The sequence below is a fragment of the Variovorax paradoxus B4 genome, assembly GCF_000463015.1.
GTDB lineage: Bacteria > Pseudomonadota > Gammaproteobacteria > Burkholderiales > Burkholderiaceae_C > Variovorax > Variovorax paradoxus_E.
The window spans coordinates 1,276,015-1,298,476 of the sequence record NC_022247.1 but is presented as its reverse complement, the minus strand read 5'-3'; the positions used below and the strand labels follow the sequence as shown (position 1 = coordinate 1,298,476).

General features: G+C 67.1%; 19 protein-coding genes. 5 read left to right on the top strand and 14 right to left on the bottom strand.

Annotation, left to right across the window (positions count from 1 at the left end; genetic code table 11):
• Positions 1-2: 2 nt before the first annotated feature.
• A complete protein-coding gene (locus VAPA_RS05805; protein ID WP_021005836.1) occupies positions 3-2,123 on the bottom strand; it encodes a TonB-dependent siderophore receptor in 2,121 nt (706 codons plus the stop codon).
• 184 nt (positions 2,124-2,307) lie between these two features.
• Between VAPA_RS05805 and VAPA_RS05800 the strand changes: the two genes are divergently transcribed.
• From VAPA_RS05800 to groL, 3 genes are all read left to right on the top strand, one after another.
• Positions 2,308-3,912 (top strand): phospholipase D family protein, encoded by a 1,605-nt coding sequence (locus VAPA_RS05800; protein ID WP_021005835.1) that lies wholly within the window; start codon positions 2,308-2,310, stop codon positions 3,910-3,912.
• Between the two features lie 227 nt (positions 3,913-4,139).
• Positions 4,140-4,430: a co-chaperone GroES gene (locus VAPA_RS05795; protein ID WP_021005834.1), complete on the top strand. Its 291-nt coding sequence runs from the start codon at positions 4,140-4,142 to the stop codon at positions 4,428-4,430.
• Positions 4,431-4,460: 30 nt separating this feature from the next.
• Entirely contained in the window at positions 4,461-6,113 is a 1,653-nt protein-coding gene (groL, locus tag VAPA_RS05790) for a chaperonin GroEL (protein ID WP_021005833.1), read from the top strand.
• Positions 6,114-6,181: 68 nt separating this feature from the next.
• Here the strand turns inward: groL and xylB are convergent, their stop codons facing one another.
• The 11 genes from xylB to VAPA_RS05735 all read right to left on the bottom strand — a co-directional run bounded on the left by xylB (position 6,182) and on the right by VAPA_RS05735 (position 18,246).
• Positions 6,182-7,660, bottom strand: a complete 1,479-nt coding sequence (xylB, locus tag VAPA_RS05785; protein WP_021005832.1) for a xylulokinase — start codon at positions 7,658-7,660, stop codon at positions 6,182-6,184.
• A gap of 48 nt (positions 7,661-7,708) precedes the next feature.
• Complete coding sequence (locus tag VAPA_RS05780) at positions 7,709-8,647, bottom strand: AraC family transcriptional regulator (protein ID WP_021005831.1); 939 nt, start codon at positions 8,645-8,647, stop codon at positions 7,709-7,711.
• 12 nt (positions 8,648-8,659) lie between these two features.
• Positions 8,660-9,628 carry a carbohydrate kinase family protein gene (locus VAPA_RS05775; RefSeq protein WP_021005830.1) on the bottom strand — a complete coding sequence of 323 codons (969 nt, stop codon included), beginning with the start codon at positions 9,626-9,628 and terminating at the stop codon, positions 8,660-8,662.
• A gap of 20 nt (positions 9,629-9,648) precedes the next feature.
• Positions 9,649-10,320 (bottom strand): transaldolase family protein, encoded by a 672-nt coding sequence (locus VAPA_RS05770; RefSeq protein WP_021005829.1) that lies wholly within the window; start codon positions 10,318-10,320, stop codon positions 9,649-9,651.
• A 339-nt stretch (positions 10,321-10,659) separates the two neighbouring features.
• Positions 10,660-11,448, bottom strand: coding sequence for an L-iditol 2-dehydrogenase (locus VAPA_RS05765; RefSeq protein WP_021005828.1), 789 nt, complete (start codon positions 11,446-11,448; stop codon positions 10,660-10,662).
• Entirely contained in the window at positions 11,445-12,845 is a 1,401-nt protein-coding gene (gene dalD, locus VAPA_RS05760) for a D-arabinitol 4-dehydrogenase (protein WP_021005827.1), read from the bottom strand. Before dalD ends, VAPA_RS05765 begins: the two co-directional genes overlap by 4 nt.
• Positions 12,846-12,924: 79 nt before the next feature.
• Complete coding sequence (locus tag VAPA_RS05755; RefSeq protein WP_021005826.1) at positions 12,925-13,962, bottom strand: ABC transporter ATP-binding protein; 1,038 nt, start codon at positions 13,960-13,962, stop codon at positions 12,925-12,927.
• 17 nt (positions 13,963-13,979) lie between these two features.
• Complete coding sequence (locus VAPA_RS05750; RefSeq protein ID WP_021005825.1) at positions 13,980-14,804, bottom strand: carbohydrate ABC transporter permease; 825 nt, start codon at positions 14,802-14,804, stop codon at positions 13,980-13,982.
• 10 nt (positions 14,805-14,814) lie between these two features.
• The gene (locus VAPA_RS05745; RefSeq protein WP_021005824.1) at positions 14,815-15,672 is read right to left on the bottom strand and encodes a carbohydrate ABC transporter permease; all 858 of its coding nucleotides are present in this window, start codon (positions 15,670-15,672) and stop codon (positions 14,815-14,817) included.
• A gap of 152 nt (positions 15,673-15,824) precedes the next feature.
• Positions 15,825-17,135, bottom strand: coding sequence for an ABC transporter substrate-binding protein (locus tag VAPA_RS05740; protein WP_021005823.1), 1,311 nt, complete (start codon positions 17,133-17,135; stop codon positions 15,825-15,827).
• Positions 17,136-17,310: 175 nt separating this feature from the next.
• A complete protein-coding gene (locus VAPA_RS05735) occupies positions 17,311-18,246 on the bottom strand; it encodes a LysR family transcriptional regulator (RefSeq protein ID WP_021005822.1) in 936 nt (311 codons plus the stop codon).
• Positions 18,247-18,337: 91 nt separating this feature from the next.
• Between VAPA_RS05735 and VAPA_RS05730 the strand changes: the two genes are divergently transcribed.
• Both VAPA_RS05730 and VAPA_RS05725 read left to right on the top strand, forming a co-directional pair.
• A complete protein-coding gene (locus VAPA_RS05730) occupies positions 18,338-19,312 on the top strand; it encodes a Bug family tripartite tricarboxylate transporter substrate binding protein (protein ID WP_021005821.1) in 975 nt (324 codons plus the stop codon).
• Between the two features lie 40 nt (positions 19,313-19,352).
• Positions 19,353-20,417, top strand: a complete 1,065-nt coding sequence (locus VAPA_RS05725) for a 4-hydroxythreonine-4-phosphate dehydrogenase PdxA (protein WP_021005820.1) — start codon at positions 19,353-19,355, stop codon at positions 20,415-20,417.
• 4 nt (positions 20,418-20,421) lie between these two features.
• On the opposite strand, the gene VAPA_RS05720 is transcribed toward VAPA_RS05725, so the two are convergent.
• Together VAPA_RS05720 and pgi are read right to left on the bottom strand one after the other, a co-directional pair.
• Entirely contained in the window at positions 20,422-20,751 is a 330-nt protein-coding gene (locus VAPA_RS05720) for a DUF805 domain-containing protein (protein ID WP_021005819.1), read from the bottom strand.
• A 148-nt stretch (positions 20,752-20,899) separates the two neighbouring features.
• Complete coding sequence (gene pgi / locus VAPA_RS05715) at positions 20,900-22,462, bottom strand: glucose-6-phosphate isomerase (RefSeq protein ID WP_021005818.1); 1,563 nt, start codon at positions 22,460-22,462, stop codon at positions 20,900-20,902.

Genomic DNA, 22,462 nt, shown 5'->3' with positions numbered 1-22,462 from the left:
TATCAAAAGCGATAGGTCGCGCTTGCCACGATGTTGCGGCGCGAGCCGTACCAGCAGTCGCCGCGCGCCAGACAGGTACTGAAATAGGTCTTGTCGGCCGCATTGTTGATGTTCAGGGCGTAACGCCACTTGTCTGACTCGTAGGCAAGCATCAGGTCCAGCAAGGCCACGGCAGGCAGGCGCGGTCCCACGCTGCTGCCCTCCACGTCGCGGAAACCACCCATGTAGCGCAACCCGGCACCAGCCGAGAAACCCGGCACGCCGGCGATGGAGAAGCGGTACTTGCCCCAGACCGACACCTGGTTACGCGGCATGTCGGTGAGCTTGTGATCGACGTCGATGTATGTGTAGTTGGCGATGAGATCGAGGTCACGCGCCACGGTAGTTTTGAACTCGAGCTCCAGCCCCTTGTTCTTCGTCGAATCGACTTGGCGGCCGTAGTCCGGATTGGTGCTGTCGGAGACGATGCGGTTCTTTTCCTTGAGCGAGTAGACCGAGGCGGTAAAGCTCGTCGCCGAGCCCTCCGGCTGGTACTTGACACCGGCCTCCACCTGCTCGCCGCGCAATGGCTTGAACAGCATGCCATTGGCATCGGTGCCGGCCTGGGGCGTGAAGGATTGCGTGAAGCTTACATAGGGCGACCACCCGGAAGGCAGTGTGTACATCACGCCCAGTCGGCCCGAGTCGGCGCTGGTCGTCTCCGATGCGCTGCCCGCGGTCCCCGAGGTGCTGCGGTCATGGCGCAGGCCGGCAACGAAGATCCAGTTGTTCCACTTCATCTGATCCTGCACGTAGACGCCGGCATTGCGCTGGGTGGTGCGGGGGCGGTCGGTGAACTCGGTTACCGGCACGTATCCAATACCGTAGACAGGGGCATAGGCGTCGATGGAACTGTAGGCAGAGCCCTCGCGCTTGTCCTGGCGCTGGCGCGAATACTCGGCACCGATCAACAGCGTATGGCGTAGCGCGCCGGTGTTGAAGTGGCCCTCGACGTGGTTGTCGACCCCTGTCATTCGGGTCCAGGTCAGCGACTTGTCATTGACGCGGCCGAGCAGGCGTTGGCCGACGGGGTCCAGCCCCCAGCCACCGGGCAGCGAAAAGAAATCTCCGTAGTGGTAGTGCGAGTCGTTGAACGTCCGCGACATGCGGAAGTTCTGTCGGAAAGTCCACTGGTCGTTGAATTTGTGCTCGAACAGCCAGCCGAAGGTCTTGCGCTCGGTGTCGTAGCCGTCGCCCGGCTCTCCGATGAACCGATTAACCGGCAGCGGGCCGTTGACATTCGGCAGGATGGTGCCCTGCCAAGGGAAGAACTGCGAAGTGCTGCCGGTCTTGTCCTTTTGCCACAAGCCCTGCAGCGTCAGCGAGGTCCCGGTATTGGGTCGCCAGGTGAGCGAGGGCATGATGAGCGAGCGGTCGTCCGGCACATAGTCCACCTGTGTGTCGGCCTTGCGCTGCAGCGCCACCAAACGGTACGACCAGTCACCGTCCGCCGTCAACGGGCCGGTCAGGTCGGCCTGCAGTTGCTTGCGGCCCCAGGAGCCGATCTGCACCCCCACCTCGCGATACGTCTGCTGCTGCGGACGCTTGCTGACCATGTTGACCACACCACCTGCGGTGCCGGCGCCGAACAGCATGCCCGCCGGCCCGCGCAGCACCTCGAGGCGCTCCAGCGTGTAGGGGTCGGGGCGCGCCGTCGCGGTGTACCAGCCGGAGGAATACATCTGCAGCCCGTCGAGGTAGCCGGATGGCTCGCTGCCGCGCACCAAAAAGCTGTCTGCGCGGGAGTCCAGGCCATAGGCATCGGAGCGCACGCCGGCCGCATAGTTGAGCGCATCCTGAAGATTGCCCGCGCCCTGGTCCACCATCTGGTCGCGCGTGACCACGGTCACCGATTGGGGCGTTTCGGCCAGCGGCGTGTCGGTCTTGGTGGCGGTTGCGGCGTTCCTGGCGCGGTAGCCGATCACCGGCGACGTCGCGGTTTCAGCCTCGGCGCTTGCATCGACCTTCACTTCCGGCAAGGCGCCGGGCGCCGCGGTCTGGGCCAGAACCTGGTGATGCACGTAAATCGCCATGCAGCCTGCCAGCACCGATGCGACTTTGCGCCCCGCCATGAACCTCTTCATTCCTTCTCCACTCCGAAACATTATTAAGAACGATTCGCATTCTAATAGTTATAAAGTCTCATCTGTTCCGATTTCCCCGAATCGGCAAGGGGCGTTCAGGCAATGCATGGGCTGGGCGGCGGGGCGCGGCGCAAGGCAAAGCGGCTACGATCCCGGCCGCACGTCGTGTGCGTTCGCAGGCCCCATGCTCGACAAGCTCATCGCCTCTTCGTTTCCCGCGCTGCGCGGCCTGGCGCTGTGGCTGGTGGCCGCTGGCATCGCCGTTGTGCTCGCAGGCTGCGCCGGCCTTCCTCCGCGCACGCCCGAGCCGCCGACGCTGTCGATTGCCGGCTCCCCTTCCACCACACTCGGCCGCGCAGCGGCCAGCCTGAACGCCGGGCACGACGGGCTGTCGAGCGTCCGGCCGCTGGTGGAGGCGTCCTATGCGCTCGATGCGCGGTTCGAACTGATGCGGCGGGCGCAGGCTTCCCTGGACGTGCAGACCTATCAGCTCGGCAACGACAAGACCGGTCGCCTGCTGCTGCGCGAACTGCGCGATGCCGCGCGGCGCGGCGTGCGGGTGCGCCTGCTGCTCGACGACTTCTACACGACCGGCATGGACCGCCTGCTGCTCGCCCTGGCCGCGGAACCCAACGCCGAGGTCCGGCTGTTCAACCCCTTCGTGAACGCCCGCGACCACTCGGCCACGCGCTGGCTGGAATTCTTCGGCGATTTCCGCCGCCTCAACCATCGCATGCACAACAAGCTCTTCGTGGCCGATGGCGCCATGGCCATCGCCGGCGGCCGCAACCTGGCCGACGAGTATTTCCTGCGCAGCGAGGGCGCCAACTTCATCGACTTCGAACTGATCATGGCCGGCCCCGTGGTTCCGGAAGCCGCCCGCATCTTCGACACCTACTGGAACAGCGACGTCGTCTACCCGCTCCAGCGGGTTGCAAGCGCCAGCGGTACGCCCGAGGCGCTGAAGTCCGAGTTCGAAGCCGCCACCTCGCCGGCCCACGCCCCGCCGCCCGCCGCCCTGCAGGGCACCGACCTGATGGGCGATCCGCCGCTCGGCGCCCAGCTGGCCGACATCGGCGGCGTGAAATGGATGCGCGCCGACGCCCATGCCGCGGCCGACAGCCCCAACAAGGCGCTGGGCACCCTCGCGTCACCGGCCGAATCGCTGGCGGCGCGTTTTCATGAGATGACCGCCACGGCGCGCTCGGACGTGGTGGTGATCTCGCCCTATTTCATTCCCGGCGACGAAGGCATGGCCCGCATCCGGGAGGGCCGGGAGCGCGGCGTGCGCATCAGCGTCATCACCAATTCGCTGGCGGACAGCGACGAGCCGCTGGTTAACATCAACTACAACCGCTATCGCGTCGACATGCTGAAGCTGGGCGTGAACCTGTACGAGGTCAGCACCCAGCAGCTCAAGCGCAAGCGCCAGTTCCGCGACCTGCTCAAGAAGGCACGCGGCCGCCTGCATGCCAAGCTGGCGCTGGTCGACCGCGAATGGGTGCTGCTCGGCTCCATGAACCTCGACCCGCGCTCGGCGCGGCTGAACACCGAGTTCGGCGTTCGCGTGCGCAGTTTCGAGCTGGCGCAGGCATTGCTGTACGCCTACCAGCTGGACGACATCGAGGGCGTCTACCGCGTCGTGCTGATGCCCGACGGCGAGAACGTGCAATGGATAGGCACCGGAGACGTGGACAACGAGGTGCTCGACAGCGAACCCGATTCGAGCATGCTCACGCGGCTGCAGCTGCTGCTGTTCTCCTGGTTCGTGCCGACGGACCAGTTGTAACGGTAGCTTGCCCCCTGCGGCCCGCCTCCCCATGGCACGTCCGGAAGGCTGCCGGGGCCCGCTTCTTCTGCGCCTGCCCCACTCCCCGCTCTTGAAAGTCCGCCAATTGCCCTTATGATTAGCACTCGCTGCTGATGAGTGCTAACAAGCCTCGCTTCCAGTCGATGGGCTGCCGGTCTTTCCCGCCGGCGCCCGACCACAACCCCGTTTCTTATCCAGGAGATGCAATGAAACTTCGTCCTTTGGCCGATCGCGTGATCGTCAAGCGTATCGACAGCGAAACCAAGACCGCCTCCGGCATCGTCATCCCCGACGCAGCCGCCGAAAAGCCCGATCAGGGTGAAGTCCTGGCCGTGGGCCCGGGCAAGCGCACCGACAAGGGCGACCTGACCGCACTGACCGTCAAGGTCGGCGACCGCGTCCTGTTCGGCAAGTACAGCGGCCAGACTGTCAAGGTCGACGGCGACGAACTGCTGGTCATGAAGGAAGACGACCTGTTCGCAGTCGTCGAGAAGTAATCCATCCATCCCCATTCGGAGTAATAAAACATGGCAGCAAAAGACGTAGTCTTCGGCGGTGAAGCCCGCGCACGCATGGTCGAGGGTGTGAACATCCTCGCCAACGCAGTCAAAGTGACCCTGGGCCCCAAGGGCCGCAACGTGGTGCTCGAACGCTCGTTCGGCGCCCCCACCGTCACCAAGGACGGTGTGTCGGTCGCCAAGGAAATCGAACTCAAGGACAAGCTCCAGAACATGGGCGCCCAGCTCGTGAAGGAAGTGGCTTCCAAGACTTCGGACAACGCCGGTGACGGCACCACCACCGCGACCGTGCTGGCCCAGGCCATCGTTCGCGAAGGTTTCAAGCTGGTGGCTGCCGGCATGAACCCGATGGACCTGAAGCGCGGCATCGACAAGGCTGTCACGGCCCTGGTCGCCGAGCTGAAGAAGGCTTCCAAGCCCACCACCACGTCGAAGGAAATCGCGCAAGTCGGCTCGATCTCGGCCAACAGCGACGAAACCATCGGCAAGCTCATCGCTGACGCGATGGACAAGGTCGGCAAGGAAGGCGTGATCACCGTGGAAGACGGCAAGTCGCTGGACAGCGAACTCGACGTCGTCGAAGGCATGCAGTTCGACCGCGGCTACCTGTCGCCCTACTTCATCAACAACCCCGAGAAGCAATCGGCGCTGTTGGACAACCCCTTCGTGCTGTTGTTCGACAAGAAGATCAGCAACATCCGCGACCTGCTCCCCACGCTGGAACAAGTCGCCAAGGCTGGCCGTCCGCTCCTGATCATTGCCGAAGAAGTCGAAGGCGAAGCCCTGGCTACCTTGGTCGTGAACACGATCCGCGGCATCCTGAAGGTCGTGGCTGTCAAGGCACCTGGCTTCGGCGACCGCCGCAAGGCCATGCTGGAAGACATCGCCATCCTGACGGGCGGCAAGGTCATCGCTGAAGAAGTGGGCCTGACGCTCGAAAAGGTGACGCTGGCCGACCTGGGCCAAGCCAAGCGCATCGAAGTGGGCAAGGAAAACACCATCATCATCGACGGTTCGGGCGCTGCGGCCGACATCGAAGCCCGCGTGAAGCAAGTGCGCGTGCAGATCGAAGAAGCCACCAGCGACTACGACCGTGAAAAGCTGCAAGAGCGCGTGGCCAAGCTGGCCGGCGGCGTGGCAGTGATCAAGGTTGGCGCTGCCACCGAAGTCGAAATGAAGGAAAAGAAGGCACGTGTGGAAGATGCATTGCATGCCACCCGCGCTGCAGTGGAAGAAGGCGTCGTGGCTGGCGGCGGCGTGGCTCTGCTGCGTGCCAAGCAAGCCGTGGGCGACTCGATCAAGGGCGACAACGCCGACCAGGACGCCGGCATCAAGCTGGTGCTCAAGGCCATCGAAGCACCCCTGCGCGAAATCGTGAACAACGCCGGCGGCGAAGCCTCGGTGGTGGTGAACGCTGTGTTGGCCGGCAAGGGCAACTACGGCTTCAACGCTGCGAACGACACGTACGGCGACATGCTCGAGCTGGGCATCCTGGACCCCACGAAGGTCACCCGCACCGCACTGCAGAACGCCGCCTCGGTGTCCTCGCTGCTGCTGACGACCGAAGCCATGGTCGCAGACGCACCGAAGGACGAGGCCGGTGCCGGCGGCGGCATGCCCGACATGGGCGGCATGGGCGGCATGGGCGGCATGGGCATGTAATGCCCCGCTGAGCTCTACTGCTCACCAAAACAAAAAGGGCCGCGCAAGCGGCCCTTTTTCATTGCGCGCTACGTTGATCGAAACTGCTCGCGCAGCGCCATGTAGAGCACCTGGAAGCGCGCATGCCGCGACTTGTGCGCGCCGGCCCCTTCGGTGGACGGCACCAGTTGCTGCCTGACCGGTGGCAGCGTGCAAGCTTCGGCCACGGTGCCGCCGTCGGCCAGCCACGCGAGCCGCGCCGCGCCCAGCGCCCCGCCCGTCTCGCTGCCCGCATAGAGCGTGAGCGGCACCTGGAAGATGTCGGCCAGCAACTGGCCCCACCAGACGCTGCGCGCGCCACCACCCACCAGCGCCACTTCGCGCAGCGGCATGTCGGCCGGCAGGCGCAGGGTGTCGAAGCCATCGCGCAGCCCGAAGCTCACGCCCTCGACCACGGCATAAGCGATCTCCGCCGGCCCGTGCGCATGCGTCAGCCCGAACAGCACGCCCTGCGCGTTCGGGTTGTTGTGCGGAGAACGCTCGCCCGAGAGATACGGCAGGAACAGCGGGCAGCGCGCGCGCTGCGCGGGGGCGACCGACGCCGCCGCTTCGAGCAGCGCGGCCTCGTCCGCGAACCTGAAGGTCTTGGCGGCCCAGCTCACGGCGCTCGCGGCCGAGAGCATCACCGACATCTGGTGCCAGCGCTTCGGCAGCGCATGGCAGAAGGCATGCATCGCCTGCGCGGGGTTCGGCAGGAAGCGGTCGGTCGAGACGAAGACCACGCCCGAGGTGCCGAGCGACACGAAGCCCTGCCCCGGTTCCACCAGCCCCATGCCGACGGCGCTGGCGGCGTTGTCGCCCGCGCCACCGGCGATGGGCACGGCAGCGCCGCTGCCCACGCCCCAGCGCGCGGCAAGCTCGGGCTTGAGCTGCGCCGACACTTCGCTGCCCTCGACCAGCCGCGGCATGTGGCCGCGTGTGAGCCCGGCGGCCGCGAGCAGTTCGTCCGACCAGTCGCGCGCGCCGACGTCGAGCCACAGCGTACCGGCCGCATCGGACATCTCGCTGACGGCCTCGCCGCTGAGCATGAAGCGCAGCCAGTCTTTGGGCAGCAGCACGCGCGCCACGCGGTCGAAGATTTCAGGCTCGTGCTCGCGCACCCACAGCAGCTTGGGCGCAGTGAAACCGGGCATCGCGAGGTTGCCCGCGATCTCGCCCAGGCGCGGCACGGCGCGCGTGAGCGCCTCGCATTGCGCTCCGCTGCGCCCGTCGTTCCAGAGGATGGCGGGGCGCAGCACCTCGCCCGCGGCATCGAGCAGCGTGGCGCCGTGCATCTGCCCCGACAGGCCGATGGCCCGCACGGCAGACAGCGCCCCGGCATGCGCGCCCCGCAGCTGCGCCATGACCTGTTCGAGCGCCTGCCACCACTGGCCCGGCGCCTGCTCCGACCAGAGCGGCTGCGGCCTGTCGACCGTGAGCGGCGCGCGTGCCACGCCGACGATCCGGTGATCGTCGGCGAGCAGCAGCGCCTTGAGCTCGGACGTGCCGAGGTCGAGTCCCAGATACAAGATGGTGCTCCCTGATTGCGCCTTGAAAAAAAGCGTGTGGTCCCGGCGTCAGCCGAAACGGGTGTCGGCCTGGCGCCTGAATTCGCTCGGCGTCATTCCCTTGATCTCGAGAAAGCGCCGGTTGAAATTGGCCACGTTGTTGAAGCCGACCTGGTAGCAGATGTCGGTCACGTAGTGGTCGGTCTGCATCAGCAGGTGGCAGGCGCTGTTGATGCGCACGCGGTTGACGAAGTCGGTGAAGCTGTTGCCGGTGGAGCGCCGGAAGAAGCGGCTGAAGCGGCTTTCGCTCATGCCGAGCTCGGCTGCCACGTCCGACATGGAGATCGGCTCCGCCATGTTGCTGGTGATGCGGTTGACGATGTCGTTGATCTGGTCGACCTGCGCATCGCCTTCGATGCCGTGCGCACCCTGCATCTGCACGCTCGAGAGCAGCCGGTAGTCGGTGCATTGCGCGAGGTCGGCCATGAACTCGAGGAACAGCCCGAGCCGGCGCACGCCGCGCGCGGCCTTGATGTTGTCCCAGTGCGTCTGTGCCTGCTGCGACATGCCGAAGAACTCGATGCCGTGCCGCGCCCGTTCGAACAGCTGCATCACGTCGCGCAGCTCCGGAATCTCGGCCGCGGCGCGCTCGATGGGCTCGTGGCGGAACTGGATCACCCGGTCGCGCCCCGCGGCGCCGCCTTCGGGCACGTCGAGCGAAATCCAGTTGTGCGGCAGCCGCGGCCCGCAGAGCACGAGGTGCCCGGGCTGGAACGGCCCGATCCAGTCGCCGATGAAAGCCTTGCCCGAGGTCTCGGTGATCAGGTGCAGCTCGTAGTCTTCATGGAAGTGCCATCGCACCAGCGGGCTCGGGAAGCCGTGCGCCAGGCAGCGCACCAGGCCGGTTTCGGGGGCCTCGTAGCCCAGCGACGGGGAGCGCGCAATGTCGCGCTCCAGCTCGGGTTGGCGCTGACGGGGAATCGAGCGTTTGCGTGTGGACGTTGTCATGGCAGCACGGGGTCAAAGCCGGGAAGCGACGGCCTCATTGTCTTCCTGCGCCAGCGCGGCGTGAACCGCTTCGAGCGTGGGCGGATCTGCACCTTCGCGGGTGCAGTTGAGGGCGGCGGCGGTGGCGGCGAAGCGCATCACCTCGCGCCAGGCGTCGTCGCCCAGCTCGCCGAGCTGGGCCGGGTGCTCGACGCCGTGCGCGAGCAGCGAAACCGAGAGCCCGGCCGTGAAGGTGTCGCCCGCGCCGATGGTGTCGACCACCTTGACGCGCGGCGCCGCCACGACGAGCGGCGCGTGCCCCGTGCGCCAGAGCGTGGCGCCCGCGCCGCCGCGCGTGACGATCACGGCATGCGCGCCGGCCTGGAGGCACTCCGCGGCCAGCGCATCGACCGGCTGGCCGGGGGCCAGCAGTTCGGCATCCTCGTCGCTGAGCTTGACCAGGTCGGCCATGGCCAGCCAGTCCGTCACGCGCTCGCGGTAGGCGGCCATGTCGGGAATCAGACTGGGCCGCACGTTCGGATCGAACACGATCACGCGGCGTCCGGCATTGGCCGTGACCAGCTCGGCAATGCGCGTGGCCGCCGGCTCCTGCAGCAGCGAGATCGAGCCGAAATGAAGAAAGCGGCACTCCGCCGGCAACTGCGGCAGCGGCTCGGGCGCCCAGGTGGCGTCGGCGCTGCCGCGCGTGTAGAAGGCATAGCGGTTGGTCTGCGGCGTGCGCTCGACGAAGGCCAGGGTCGACGGCGCATCGCTGCGCAGGATGAGGCGGGTGCCCACGCCGTTGCGTTCGAGAAAACGCATGAGCCGTTCGCCGAACAGGTCGGTCGACAGCTGCGTGAGAAAACCGGTGGGCTGGCCCAGGCGCGCGCAGGCTACGGCCGTGTTGAGCGGCGAGCCACCCTCGTGGCCCAGGAACGCGAGCGTGCCGGCCTCGCTGGCGGTGAAATCGATGAGGGCTTCGCCCGTGAGTGCAATGCGCATGGTTCTCGGATTCTCTTCTGTCAGGACAAGGCGCGTGCCTCGGCCAGGAAGCCGCGTTCGGCGGCCAGCGTGGCGGGATGGTCGAGCAGCTCGGCAAAGAGGCGCGGCGGGATCGTGATCGCGCCCACGCCCAGCGCCAGCAACGAAAGATACGCCTCGCGCGATCGGACGCTGGCCACCAGCAGCCGCGTGCCCGACGAAGGGCGCCGCGCCACCAGCGCCTGCATCTGCGCAATCAGCGCGAGCCCATCGGCGCCGGCATCGTCGAGCCGCCCGAGGTAGGGCGCCGCATAGGCCGCGCCCAGTTGCGCCGCGAAGTGCGCCTGCTCGGGCGCATACACGGCCGTCCACGTGACGGGCACGCCTTGCGCGATGAGCCGCGCGCCGGCGTCGAGGCCCTGGCGCGTGGCGGGAATCTTCACGACCAGCTGGCCCCGGTCGAAGTGCGAGAGCAAGGCCTCCGCGTCTTCGAGCATGCCGTCGACCTCGCTCGAATACACCTGCGCCTGCACCTGCCGCGCGCCCAGTTCGATGCAGCGTTTCAGCAAACCGGGCACTTCGCCGCGGCCGATGCCCGCACGCTTGAGCAAGGTCGGGTTGGTCGTCACGCCATGCACCACCGGGTGCGGCAGGCAGAGCTGCAGTTCAGCCAGGTCGGCGCTGTCTAGGTACAGATGGAAGTCTTCGTTCATGGATTGGGTGATGCAACGGAAGTCTTGCGTTCGGGGCGCGATTGTTCGGGACGCGTGCACAGGCCACCGGGCACTCCCCTGCGCGAATGTCCCCCGCCTTCGGCTCCTCCTTGATTTCGCTGCGGGGAGCACCCGATGCCCCGTGCACCAGGGCACGCTCTGGGTGTACCGCTGATCAACGACCGCTCTGTCCAACGCTCCCGTCGATGGGGTGCCTTGCGCAGCGAAATCCAGGAGGAGGCCGCGGGCCGGGGGACATTCGCTTCGCCGCGTACCTCGTCGGCGTGATCGCGCCCTGAACGCCCCACAACGCAACGAATCGACAAACAAGCTTTCATCTCAACTCATGACATTGCCGCCATCGACATTCAAGGTCTGCGCCGTGATGTAGCGCGCCTCGTCGCTGGCCAGGAATACCGCCGCGCCCGCGATGTCGGCCGGCACGCCCATGCGGCCGAGCGGCACCTCCAGGCCCACGCGGCGCTTCTTCTCGCCCGGCGCCAGCCCTTCGGCCTTGGCGAACAGGCTGTCGACATGGTCCCACATCGGGGTGTCGACCACACCGGGTGCAATGCCGTTGACGCGGATGCCATGCGGTGCCATGGCCAGCGCGGCACTCTGCGTATAGCTGATGACGGCCGCCTTGGTCGCGCAGTAGTGCGACACCAGCGCTTCGCCGCGCCGCCCCGCCTGCGAGGCCATGTTGATGACCGATGCGCCCTGCGTGCCCGCCTCCACCATGTGCCGCAGCACGGCCTGCATCACGAAGAACATGCCCTTCACGTTGACCGCGAACAGGCGGTCGAACGAAGCCTCGTCGCTGTCGAGCAGCGGCGCCAGATCGAACACGGCAGCGTTGTTGAACAGCGTGTGGATCGGCCCGAAGGCGACCTGCGCCTCGGCCAGCATGTGGGCGATGGCCTGTGTGTCGGTCACGTCGGCCGCGATGTAGGCGAGCTTGTCGGGGTGGCGCTGCTGCAGCGCCCGCACGGCCTCGGGCGCCGCCGCCGCGCGGTCGACCACGCTGCAGCGCGCGCCCTCCGCAATGCAGGCCTCGGCCACGGCCAGGCCGATGCCGCCACCGGCGCCGGTCAGCAGCACGTGACGGTTCTTCAAACGTTCGCTCATGTCGTTGCTCCAGGGTTCAAGAAATTTGCCGCGCGCCCGCTCGCTGCGCGCACGGCGTCGACCAGCCGCGCATCGCCCGCGGCGGCGCCCCACAGGCCCACGTCCGAACACAGCGCGAGCACCGGATCGGCGGCATCGCAGATCGCGTGCGCCACGGCCTCGTCCATGCCCTGGTCCTGGTAGGCATAGGGCAGCGCGCCGCGATGCCAGCGCTGCAGGAAGGCCAGGAACAGCGCGGGCAGCATCGCGACGCTGTCGATCGGCTGCCCCGCGGCGAGCCGCTCGCGCACGGTGGGCGCGATGAAGCCCGGGATCTTCGAGAAGCCGTCGGCCGCCACGCGCTGGTTGGTGTCGCGGATCGCGGGGTTGCCGAAGCGGTCGAGCACCACGTCGCGGTAGGCCGCGAGGTCGATCGGGCTCGGGCTGAGGCATGGGATCACGTCGTCCGTGACGTAGTCGAACGCCATCTTGCGGATGGCCGCGTCGTGCGTGCCTTCGTGGATGAAGTTCAGCCCTGCCAGCGTGCCCGCCCAGGCGATGCAGCTGTGCGTGGCATTGAGAATGCGGATCTTGGCCTCTTCATAAGGCTGCACCGATTCGACCAGCTCCACGCCCACGCGGCCCCAGTCGGGCCGCCCGGCCGCGAAGTTGTCCTCGATCACCCACTGGATGAAGCTCTCGCCGGTGATCGCGGCCGCATCGTCGCGGCCCGTCGCGGCTTTCACGCGGGCGCGCAGCTCGGGCGGCGGGCGCGGCGTGATGCGGTCGACCATCGCGTTCGGGCAGGCGGTGTTCGCCTGCACCCAGGCAAGCAGCCCGGTATCGCCCGCGCGTTCGATGAACTCGAGCAGCCCGGCGCGGAAGCGGTCGCCGTTGTGGCGCAGGTTGTCGCAGTTGAGCAGCGTCACCGGGCCGGCCTGCGCGGCCTTGCGCGCGCGCAGGATCGCGCAGACGGCGCCGTAGATGGTCACGCCCTCGACGCCCTCATTCCATGAACCGCCGCGCCGCGCGCGCTCGATGTCGGCCGCGAGATCGGCGAACGACAGGTCCAGCCGGCCCTTGGTGTCGAGGTAGTAGCCGGCCTCGGTCACGGTGAAGGACACGATGCGGGTGGACGGCGCCGCACCGCGCGCAACCACCGCGGCCAGCGAGGGCTCCCACGACAGCACTTCGCGGATGGCCTCGATCTGTTCGTAGCGATATTCGCCGGCCGGCGACACGGTTTCGAGCGTGTAGCGCCCGCCCTGCGCCTGCAGCGCGGCGACGACCTCGGCCATGTCGGGCCGGATGTTGGCGCCCGAGAGCGACCAGCGGGTGTCGCCCGCATCGATCAGCCGCTGCAAATAGACGGCCTGGTGGGCCCGATGGAACGAGCCGAGTCCAAGGTGAAGCACCATGAACTCCGAAGGAGCGGGGGGTGGAGTTGGCGCATCGAGAGGCGCTGCTGCGAGGGTCACGGGAATGTTCCGGAAGAAGTCAAGCGGAGACCGAACGGCCTTCGCGGTTGAACAGATGAAGCACCGACGGATCGAGCTCGACCGCCACGTCGTCGCCCGCATGCAGCGGCGTGCGCTCGTTCTGGCGCGCGATCAGCGGCACGCCGCCCACGTCGACGTGGATCAGCGTGTCGGCGCCCAGCGCCTCGATCAGTTCGACACGGCCCGGCACGCCCGCGGCGGCGGCCTGCTTCGGATGCACGCGCAGGCCTTCGGGCCGCACGCCCAGGAAGCCGTCGCTCGGAAGGCGCCCGCCGGTGGCGGCGGAAAAACTCGGAATGGCGCTTGCCGCCACCATGTTCATCGACGGCATGCCGATGAACTGCGCGACGAACTGGTTGGCCGGGTGGTCGTAGAGTTCGAGCGGCGTGCCGACCTGCTCGATGAGCCCGTCCCTGAGCACCACCACGCGGTCGGCCAGCGTCATGGCCTCGACCTGGTCGTGCGTCACGTAGATGGTGGTGGCGCCGAGCGCGCGGTGCAGCTTGTGGATCTCGACGCGCGTGTTGCCGCGCAGCGCCGCATCGAGGTTGGACAGCGGTTCGTCGAACAGGAACACCTTGGGGGCGCGCACGATGGCGCGCCCGATGGCCACGCGCTGGCGCTGGCCGCCCGACAGGTCCTTGGGCGTGCGGTCGAGGTACTGCGTGAGGTTGAGCGTCTTGGCCGCGTACTCGACCTTGGTCCTGATCTCGGCCTTCGGAACGCCCGCGAGCTTGAGCGCAAAGGACATGTTGTCGTACACGCTCATGTGCGGATAGAGCGCATAGCTCTGGAACACCATGGCCAGATCGCGCTTGCCCGAAGGCGCCCAGGTGATGTCCTTGCCGTCGAGCAGCAGCTTGCCGCTGGTGATGGGCTCGAGCCCGGCAATGAGGCGCAGCAGCGTCGACTTGCCGCAGCCCGAAGGGCCGACGAAGACGATGAACTCGCCCTTCTGGATCTCGAGGTCCACACCCTTGATGATGTCGACGTCGCCGAAGCTCTTCTTGATGTCTTTGAGTTGCAGGTAGGCCATGAGATGTCTCCCTTTCTTTACTTGACGGCGCCGAAGGTCAGGCCCTGGACGAGCTGCTTCTGGCTGAACCAGCCGAACACGACGATGGGCGCAATGGCCATCAGCGAGGCGGCCGACAGCTTGGCCCAGAACAGGCCCTCGGGGCTGGAGTACGAGGCGATCAGCGTGGCCAGCGTGCCGGCCTTGGCCGAGCTGAGGTTGAGCGCCCAGAAGGCCTCGTTCCAGCTCAGCACCAGGCACAGCAGGCCGGTCGATGCGAGGCCGCCCACCGACAGCGGCAGCACGACGTGGCGGAACTCGGTCCACAGGCTGGCGCCGTCCATGCGCGCGGCCTCGAGGATCTCGTTCGGAATGTCCTTGTAGGCGCTGTAGAGCATCCACACCATGATCGGCAGGTTCGACAGCGTGAACACGACCGTGAGCGCGGTCAGCGAGTCCAGCAGGCCCGCGGTCTGCGCGAGCACGTAGATCGGCACCAGCGCGCCGACGGCCGGCATCATCTTGGTGGAAAGCATCCACATGAGGATGTCGCGCGTCTTCTTCGTGCGGAAGAAGGCCATCGAGTACGCGGCGGGCGCCGCGATCAACAGGCCGATGATGGTCGAGCCCAGGCTGGTGATGAGCGAGTTGCGCGCATACAGCAGGTAGTCGCTGCGGCGCTGCACTTCGCTGAAGTTGCCGAGCGTGGGCTCGAAGATGAAGAGCGGCGGCACATGGATCGCCTGCAGCTCCGTCTTGAAGGCCGTGAGGAACAGCCAGCCGAGCGGAAAGAACAGCAGCAGCGCCACGGCCCACGCACCGGCGGTGCGCAACAGTTGCGGAAGGAAATTGCTGGGTTGCATGGTCGTTCCTTCAGTCCAGGTTCTTGCCGATGATGCGGATCAGGAACACGGCCACGATGTTGGCCAGCACCACCGCGAACAGCGCACCGGCCGAGGCCACGCCCACGTCGAAGTTCATCAGCGACTGCTTGAAGATCAGGTAGGTCATGTTGGTGCTCTCGTTGCCCGGGCCGCCGTTGGTGGTGATGGCGATCTCGGCGAACACGCTGAGCAGAAAGATCATCTCGATCATGATCACCACCGCCATCGGCCGGCCGAGGTGCGGGATGGTCAGGTAGAAGAAGCGCTGGAACGTGCTCGCGCCGTCCATGCGCGCGGCTTCCATCTGCTCGCGGTCGAGCGACTGCAGCGAGGTGATGAAGATCAGGCAGGCGAACGGCAGCCACTGCCAGGCCACCATGACGATCACCGAGAACAGCGGCACGTCGGTGAGCCAGTCGACCGGTGTGGCGCCGAAGAAGCGCCACACGTCGGCCAGGATGCCGTAGATGGGGTTCATCATCATGTGCTTCCACAGCAGCGCGTTGACCGCGGGCATGACGAAGAAGGGCGAGATCAGGAGCACCCGCACGATGCCGCGGCCCGGAAAGGGTTCGTTCACCAGCAGCGCGAGCAGCACGCCGAACACCACCGTGATGACGATCACGCTGCCGATCAGCATCAGCGTGTTCCAGGTGGCGGGCCAGAAGTCCGGATCGGTGACGAAGTAGTGAAAGTTCTCGATGCCCGCGAAGGTGCGTTCGCCGGGCTGCATGAGGTTGTAGTTCACGAACGAGAAGTACAACGTCATCGCGAGCGGCACGATCATCCACAGCAGGAGCGTGAGCACGGCGGGCGCCATCAGGGCCCGGGGCAGGAGTCGTTTCATGAGGAAGTTCCTTCTCGTTGTCTCTGGCTCCTTCCCCCTCTGGGGGAAGGCGGGGATGGGGGCTTCCGGATCAAGCCCTGCGGCGATTGGTGCGCCGCGTGCCCCACCGGTGCCCTCCCCCGGAAGGGGAGGAAGCAAGAAAGAAAGCCGGCTTACTTGTAGTACCCGGCCTTCTTCATCTCGCGCTCGGCCGCCGTCTGCGAGGTCTTCAGCGCCTGATCGACCGTGACCTTGCCCGACAGCGCGGCGCTCATCTGCTGGCCCACTGCCACGCCGATGGCCTGGAACTCGGGGATGGCCGCGTACTGCACGCCGACGTACGGCGACTTGGGCAGCGTGGCGTCGCTGAGGTTGGCGGTGTCGATGGCCTTCTTCTCGGCCGCGGCGAACTTGGCGACCTTCTGGAACTCGGGGTTCGCATAGGTCGACTTGCGCGTGCCGGTAGGCACCGTGGCCCAGCCATGCTCCTTGGCGACCAGGTTCACGTACTCCTTGGAAGTGGCCCACTTCACGAAGGTCTGCGCGGCCGCGCCCTTGGTCGAACTGGCGGGGATGGCCAGGTTCCAGGTCCACAGCCAGTTGGCGCCCTTGGGCGTGACGGCCACGGGTGCCTGTGCAAACGCGACCTTGTCGGCCACCTTCGACTGTTTCGGATCGCTGATGAACGAGGCCGCGATGGTCGCGTCCACCCACATGCCGCACTTGCCCTCGTTGAAGAGCGCGAGGTTCTCGTTGAAGCTGTTGGCCGAGGCGCCGGGCGGGCCGTAGGCCTTCATCATGTCGACGTAGAAGTTGATCGCGTCCTTCCACGGCTTAGTGTCGATCTGCGGCTTCCACTGCATGTCGAACCACTGGCCGCCGTTGGTGTTGACCAGCGTGGTCAGGAAGGCCATGTTGTCGCCCCAGCCGGGCTTGCCGCGCAGGCACATGCCGTACACGCCGGCCTTCGGGTCGTGAATCTTGCCGGCCAGTTCCTTCACCTGCGCCCAGGTGGGCTGCTCGGGCATCTGGAAGCCGACCTTGTCGGCCAGGTCCTTGCGGTACATGAGCATCGAACTCTCGCCGTAGAACGGCGCGGCGTAGAGCTTGCCTTCGTACGAGAGGCCGGCGCGGATGGCGGGCAGCAGGTCGTCGGCGTCATAGGCGGCGTCGGTGGCAATCGGCTGGAGCCAGCCCTTCTTCGACCAGATCGGCGCCTCGTACAGGCCGATGGTCATCACGTCGAACTGGCCGCCCTTGGTGGCGATGTCGGTGGTCACGCGCTGGCGCAGCGTGCCTTCTTCCAGCGTGACCCACTTGAGCTTGATGTCGGGGTTGGCCTTTTCGAAGAAGGGGGTGAGCTTCTGCATCTCGATCATGTGGCCGTTGTTGACGGTCGCGATCACGAGTTCGGTGGCGGCCTGGGACACGAGCCCCGTGCCGGCGAGTGCGAGAACGAGGCCCGCTTTCAGAAAACGCTTCATGTTGTCTCCTAGAGGTGAGCGACGCCCTCTGTTTGGGTCGCCGTGGCGGGATTCTGGAGAAACGCGCTTGCGGGTTTGGTACTTCGCTGGCCAGCCCTGGTACTTTCATGCACCAGTTGGCTAGGATATTCCCTAGTTAACGCAATACAGCATGGAAAATCTCGATCCAAAGGCTTCAGGCGCCGCCCAGCAGCTGGCGCCGGAACTGCGCCGCGGCCGGTGAGAGCGCGCGGTCCTGCCGGGTGACGAGGCAGATCGGCGGCACGCGCACCGGCAGCTCCACCGGCACCGTGCGCAGCACGCCCAGCCGGGCGTAGTGACTGGCCTGCGAAGCCGGCATCACGGCCGCCATGTCGGAGTTCTCGAGCAAGGCGGTGATGGCGATGGGCGATGCCGTTTCGATGATGTCGAGCCGCGCCTGGATGCCCGCCTCCCGCATCGCCGCCTCGAAGCGCCCGCGCTGCGGCGAGCCCGGCGGCTGCAGCACCCAGGACCAGTTCGCCATCTCGGCCAGCGTGACGGTGGCGCGCTCGAACACCGGGTGCGTGGTGCGCACCACGACCACCTGCGATTCGCCCAGGAGCGGCACGCTCGCGTACTTCGCCTCGTCATGGCCGTCGGTGAGCCGGCCCAGCACCAGGTCGACATCGCCCTGCTCCAGCTGCGCCTGCATCACGTCGCTGGTCTCGACCACCACCGACACGGCCACCTGCGGATGGCGGCGGTGGTACTCGACCAGCGCCGGTGCCAGCAGTTCGGGCACGGCGCCCGGCACGCTGCCCACGCGCAGCGAACCGCTGAGGCCCGAGCGCAGCGCGAGCATTTCCTCGCGGGCGCTGCCGAAGTCGCTGAGCACGCGGCGGGCATAGCGGATCAGGATTTCGCCGTAGGGCGTGGGCTCCATGCCGCGCGCGAGGCGTTCGAAGAGCTTTTCGCCCAGCGAATCCTCCAGCTGCTGCAGCAGCTTGGTGGCGGCCGGCTGGCTGATGTTCATGGCCTCCGCCGCGCGGCCCAGGTGGCGGTGGGCGTCGAGCCGGGCCAGCAGGAGCAGCTGGCGCGGCCGCACATGGAGCATCAGCGATGCGTCGGTCAGGCCGGAACCGGAGGTCATGCACAAAAGTATATGGAGTTTCGGACTTTTTCGATTGGATCGGGCGCACAAAGCTCCCTAAGCTCGCGCCAAACAAGCAGGAGACACCCCGATGAAGCTTTCTTTTCTTGCCCGCGCGGCGAGCATGGCCGCGCTGGCGCTGATGGCCGGCACCGCCGGTGCACAGCCGGCCTATCCCGACAAGCCGCTGCGCATCATGGTCGGCGCCTCGCCCGGCGGCGGCACCGACATCCTGGCGCGGGTGCTGGCCGACAAGTTCGCGCCGGTCCTCAAGCAGCCCGTGACGGTGGAGAACCGGCCCGGCGCCTCCAACACCATTGCCGGCGAACTCACGGCGCGCGCCGCGGCCGACGGCACCACGCTGCTGCTGGCCACCAACACCGCGCAGGCGGTGGCGCCCCACATCCTCAAGCTCAAGTACGACCCGCTGAAAGACCTGCAACCGATCGGCCTGGTGGCCGTGATGCCCAACGTGCTGGTGGTCTCGGCCAGCTCGCCCTACAAGTCGGTGAAGGACCTGGTGGCGGCCATGGGCGCCAAGCCGGGCGGCTTCAAGTACGCATCGTCGGGCATCGGCAGCACGCAGCACGTGGGCGGCGAAGCCTTCAACCTGGCCACCGGCATGAAGTCGATCCACGTGCCCTACAAGGGCAGCTCGCAGGCCCACATCGACATCATCGGCGGCGAGGTCGACATGATGTTCGACAGCACCTCCTCCGCCATGGGCCAGATCAAGGCCGGCAAGTTCCGCGCGCTGGCGGTGAGCGCGCCGCAGCGCTCGCCCGAGCTGCCCGACGTACCCACGCTGGCCGAGCAGGGCATCAAGGGCGCCGATGTGTCCACCTGGTACGGCCTCTATGTGACGGCCGGCACGCCGCGGCCCGCGGTCGAGCGGCTGAACGCCGAGCTCGTGCGCACGCTGAAGCTGGCCGACGTGCAAACGCGCATCAAAGCCCTGGGCGGCGAGCCCGGCACGCTGACCGGCGAAGCCTTCGCGGCGATGAACAGGCAGGAGTTCGACCACTACGGCCAGCTCGTGCGCGACGCCAACATCAAGGCCGAATGAGGCCTTCCCTCCTTGTTTCCTCCACTTCATTCCTGACGCCATGTCCACCCCATCGAAGACCCCGAGCGTGATCTCCGCCAAGCCCCGCATCGCCGTGCTGCTCGGCGACCCCGGCGGCATCGGCCCCGAGATGGCTGTGAAGCTGCTCGCGCGCCAGCGCAACCTGGACGCCGCGCGCGTGCTGCTGATCGCCGACCCCGTGGTGCTGGCCGCGGGCGAGCGCGTGGCGGGCATGAAGCTGGACCCGCTGCGGGTCCACGGATTCGATGACCTGCGCTTCGAGGACGGCCGCCCCACCCTGCTCCTGCACGACTGGATGGAGGGCCGGGAGCCGGTGCTCGGCGAGTCGAACGAGGCCTCGGGCCGCGCTTCCTTCGAGGCGCTGGAACTCGCCACCGCGGCCGTGCGGCGCGGACAGGCCGAGGGCATTCTCTTCGCGCCGCTCAACAAGCATTCGCTGCGCCTGGGCGGCCTGGTGCACGAGGACGAGCTGCGCTACATGCAGGAGCGCTTCGCCGTCACGGGCTTCGTCTGCGAGTTCAACCTCACGGGATCGCTGTGGACCTCGCGCGTGACCTCGCACATTCCGTTGAAGGACGTGGCGAGCCACATCACGGTGGAGGGTGTGAGCGATGCGGTGAAGATCATTGCATCGGCCCTGCGCCGTGCGGGCGTGGCACAGCCGCGCATTGCGGTGGCGGGGCTCAACCCGCATGCGGGCGACGGCGGCTCCATCGGCATGGAAGAAATCGAGATCATCGCGCCGGCCATCGAGCGGCTGCGCGCCGAGGGCTTCGATGCGCGCGGTCCGTTCTCGCCGGACACGGTGTTCATCGGCGCGCGCCGCGGCGACGTGGACGCCGTGGTGTCGATGTACCACGACCAGGGCCAGATCGCGATGAAGCTCATGGGCTTCGAGCAGGGCGTGACGCTGCATGGCGGCCTGCCCGTGCCGGTGGCCACCTCGGCCAGCGGCAGCGCCTTCGACATCGCGGGCAAGGGCGTCGCGCAGATCGAAGGGCTGCAGCAGGCCTTCGACCTGTGCGTGCGCATGGCCGGCGGTGCGCCGGTGCGCGCGCCCACCAGCGCGGAAGTTGCCGCCTGACCGCTCAGGCGGCGGGCGCCCCGTGCGGGTTGGCCTCGGGCTGCGACGGCTGCACGTAGAAATAGATCAGCACGAGATTGACGATCGGAATGAGCATCAACAGCTGGAGCCAGCCGCTCTTGCCGATGTCGTGCAGGCGGCGCGCGCCCACGGCCAGCACGGGCAGCAGGAAGCCCAGCGCCGCGATGAAGTACACATATTCGTGGATCAGGCTCGCCACGATGAGAACGATGACCTCGGCCAGCACGAACCACCAGTACTCCGAACGCGATGCGCGCCCCTTGAAATCGGCGTATTTGCTGAAACAGGTCTTGACCGCTGTTTGAAAGTCCATTGATCGACTCCTCTTGATTGAATCCCAGGGAAATTCCCCGGGCCGATCATATCGGTGCGTCTTTCAGCGGCAAATTCGGCCATCGGTTCGCAAACAAACGGCCTATGGATTGGCCCATTTCGGCCGGTTGCCCCGGCCTTTCAGCGAATCAACCCCGGATGCCCAGGCGTTTCAACAGGCCAGCCGTCGAGGCGTCGAGCCCCATGACGTCGCCCGAGGCAAGGCGCGGCTCGATGTCCTTCGCGAGCACCTTGCCGAGCTCCACGCCCCACTGGTCGAAGCTGTTGATGCCCCACAGCGCGCCGCTGGTGAACACGCGGTGCTCGTACAGCGCAAGGAACGCACCCAGCGACTCGGGCGTGAGCTTCTCGAACACGAAGAAGGTGCTCGGCCGGTTGCCCGGGAAGTTCTTGTGGCCGCCGGCATCGAGCTTGCCGACCATCAGCGCCTGCGCCTGCGCGAGCGCGTTGGCCAGCAGCTTGGGGTGATGGCCTTCGAGATCGTGCGCCGCATCGCGCACCGCCACGAATTCGAGCGGGATCACGTCGGTGCCCTGGTGCAGCATCTGGAAGTAGGCATGCTGGCCATTGGTGCCGGGCTCGCCCCAGAGCACGGGCGAAGTGCCCAGGACGGCGGGCAGCGGCGCGCCGCTCGCATCGACCTGTTTGCCGTTGCTCTCCATCTCGAGCTGCTGCAGGTACGCCGGCAGGCGCTTCAAGGCGCTGTGGTACGGCGCGATGCCGCGGCTCGTGAACTTGTGGAAGTTGCGGTACCAGACGTCGAGCAGGCCCAGCCGCACCGGCAGGTTCTTCTCGAGCGGCGCGGTGCGGAAGTGCTCGTCCATCGCGTGCGCGCCCGCCAGCAGCCGGCGGAAGCCGTCGGCGCCGATGGCCAGCGCAATCGGCAATCCGATGGCCGACCACAGCGAATAGCGCCCGCCCACCCAGTCCCAGAAACCGAAGGTGGTGTCGATGCCGAATTGCCTGGCGGCCTCGACGTTGGTGGTGAGCGCGGCGAAGTGGCCGGCAATGTCGGTGCCGCCCGACTGCTCGTACCAGCGCCTGGCCGAGAGCGCGTTGGTCATCGTCTCGGCCGTGGTGAAGGTCTTGGAGGCAATGAGAAACAGCGTGTGCTCCGGCGCGAGGTCACGCAGCACGCCCGCCAGCTCGTGGCCGTCGACGTTGGAGACGAAGTGGAAGCGCTTGCCCGGTGCGGCGAACTCGGCCAGTGCCAATACCGCCATCTGCGGCCCGAGGTCGGAGCCGCCGATGCCGATGTTGACCACGTCGGTGATCGTGTGGTCGGCGCGCACCTTCTCGGCATAGGCCAGCATCGCGTCGAGCGTGGCGTGCACTTCGCGCAGCTCGCCCGCCGTCTTGCCCACCGCCGCATCCGCGGGGGCGCGCAGCAGCGTGTGCAGCACGGCGCGGTCTTCGGTGTTGTTGATGCGCTCACCCGCGAACATCGCGTCGCGGTGCGCCTCGAGGCCGCATTCGCGGGCCAGCGCGAGCAGCAGCTCTTGCGTGCGCGCATCGATCAGGTTCTTCGACAGGTCGACGAACACGTACGGCGCCTCCTGGCTGAAGCGTTCGAAACGGCCGGCGTCGTCGACGAAGGCGTGGCGCACGTCGAACTGGCGGCCTGCGGTCTCGAAGGCAGCCTGCAGTTGCGCCCAGGCGGGCGCGCGGTCGCAGCGAAGGGTCATGGCCAT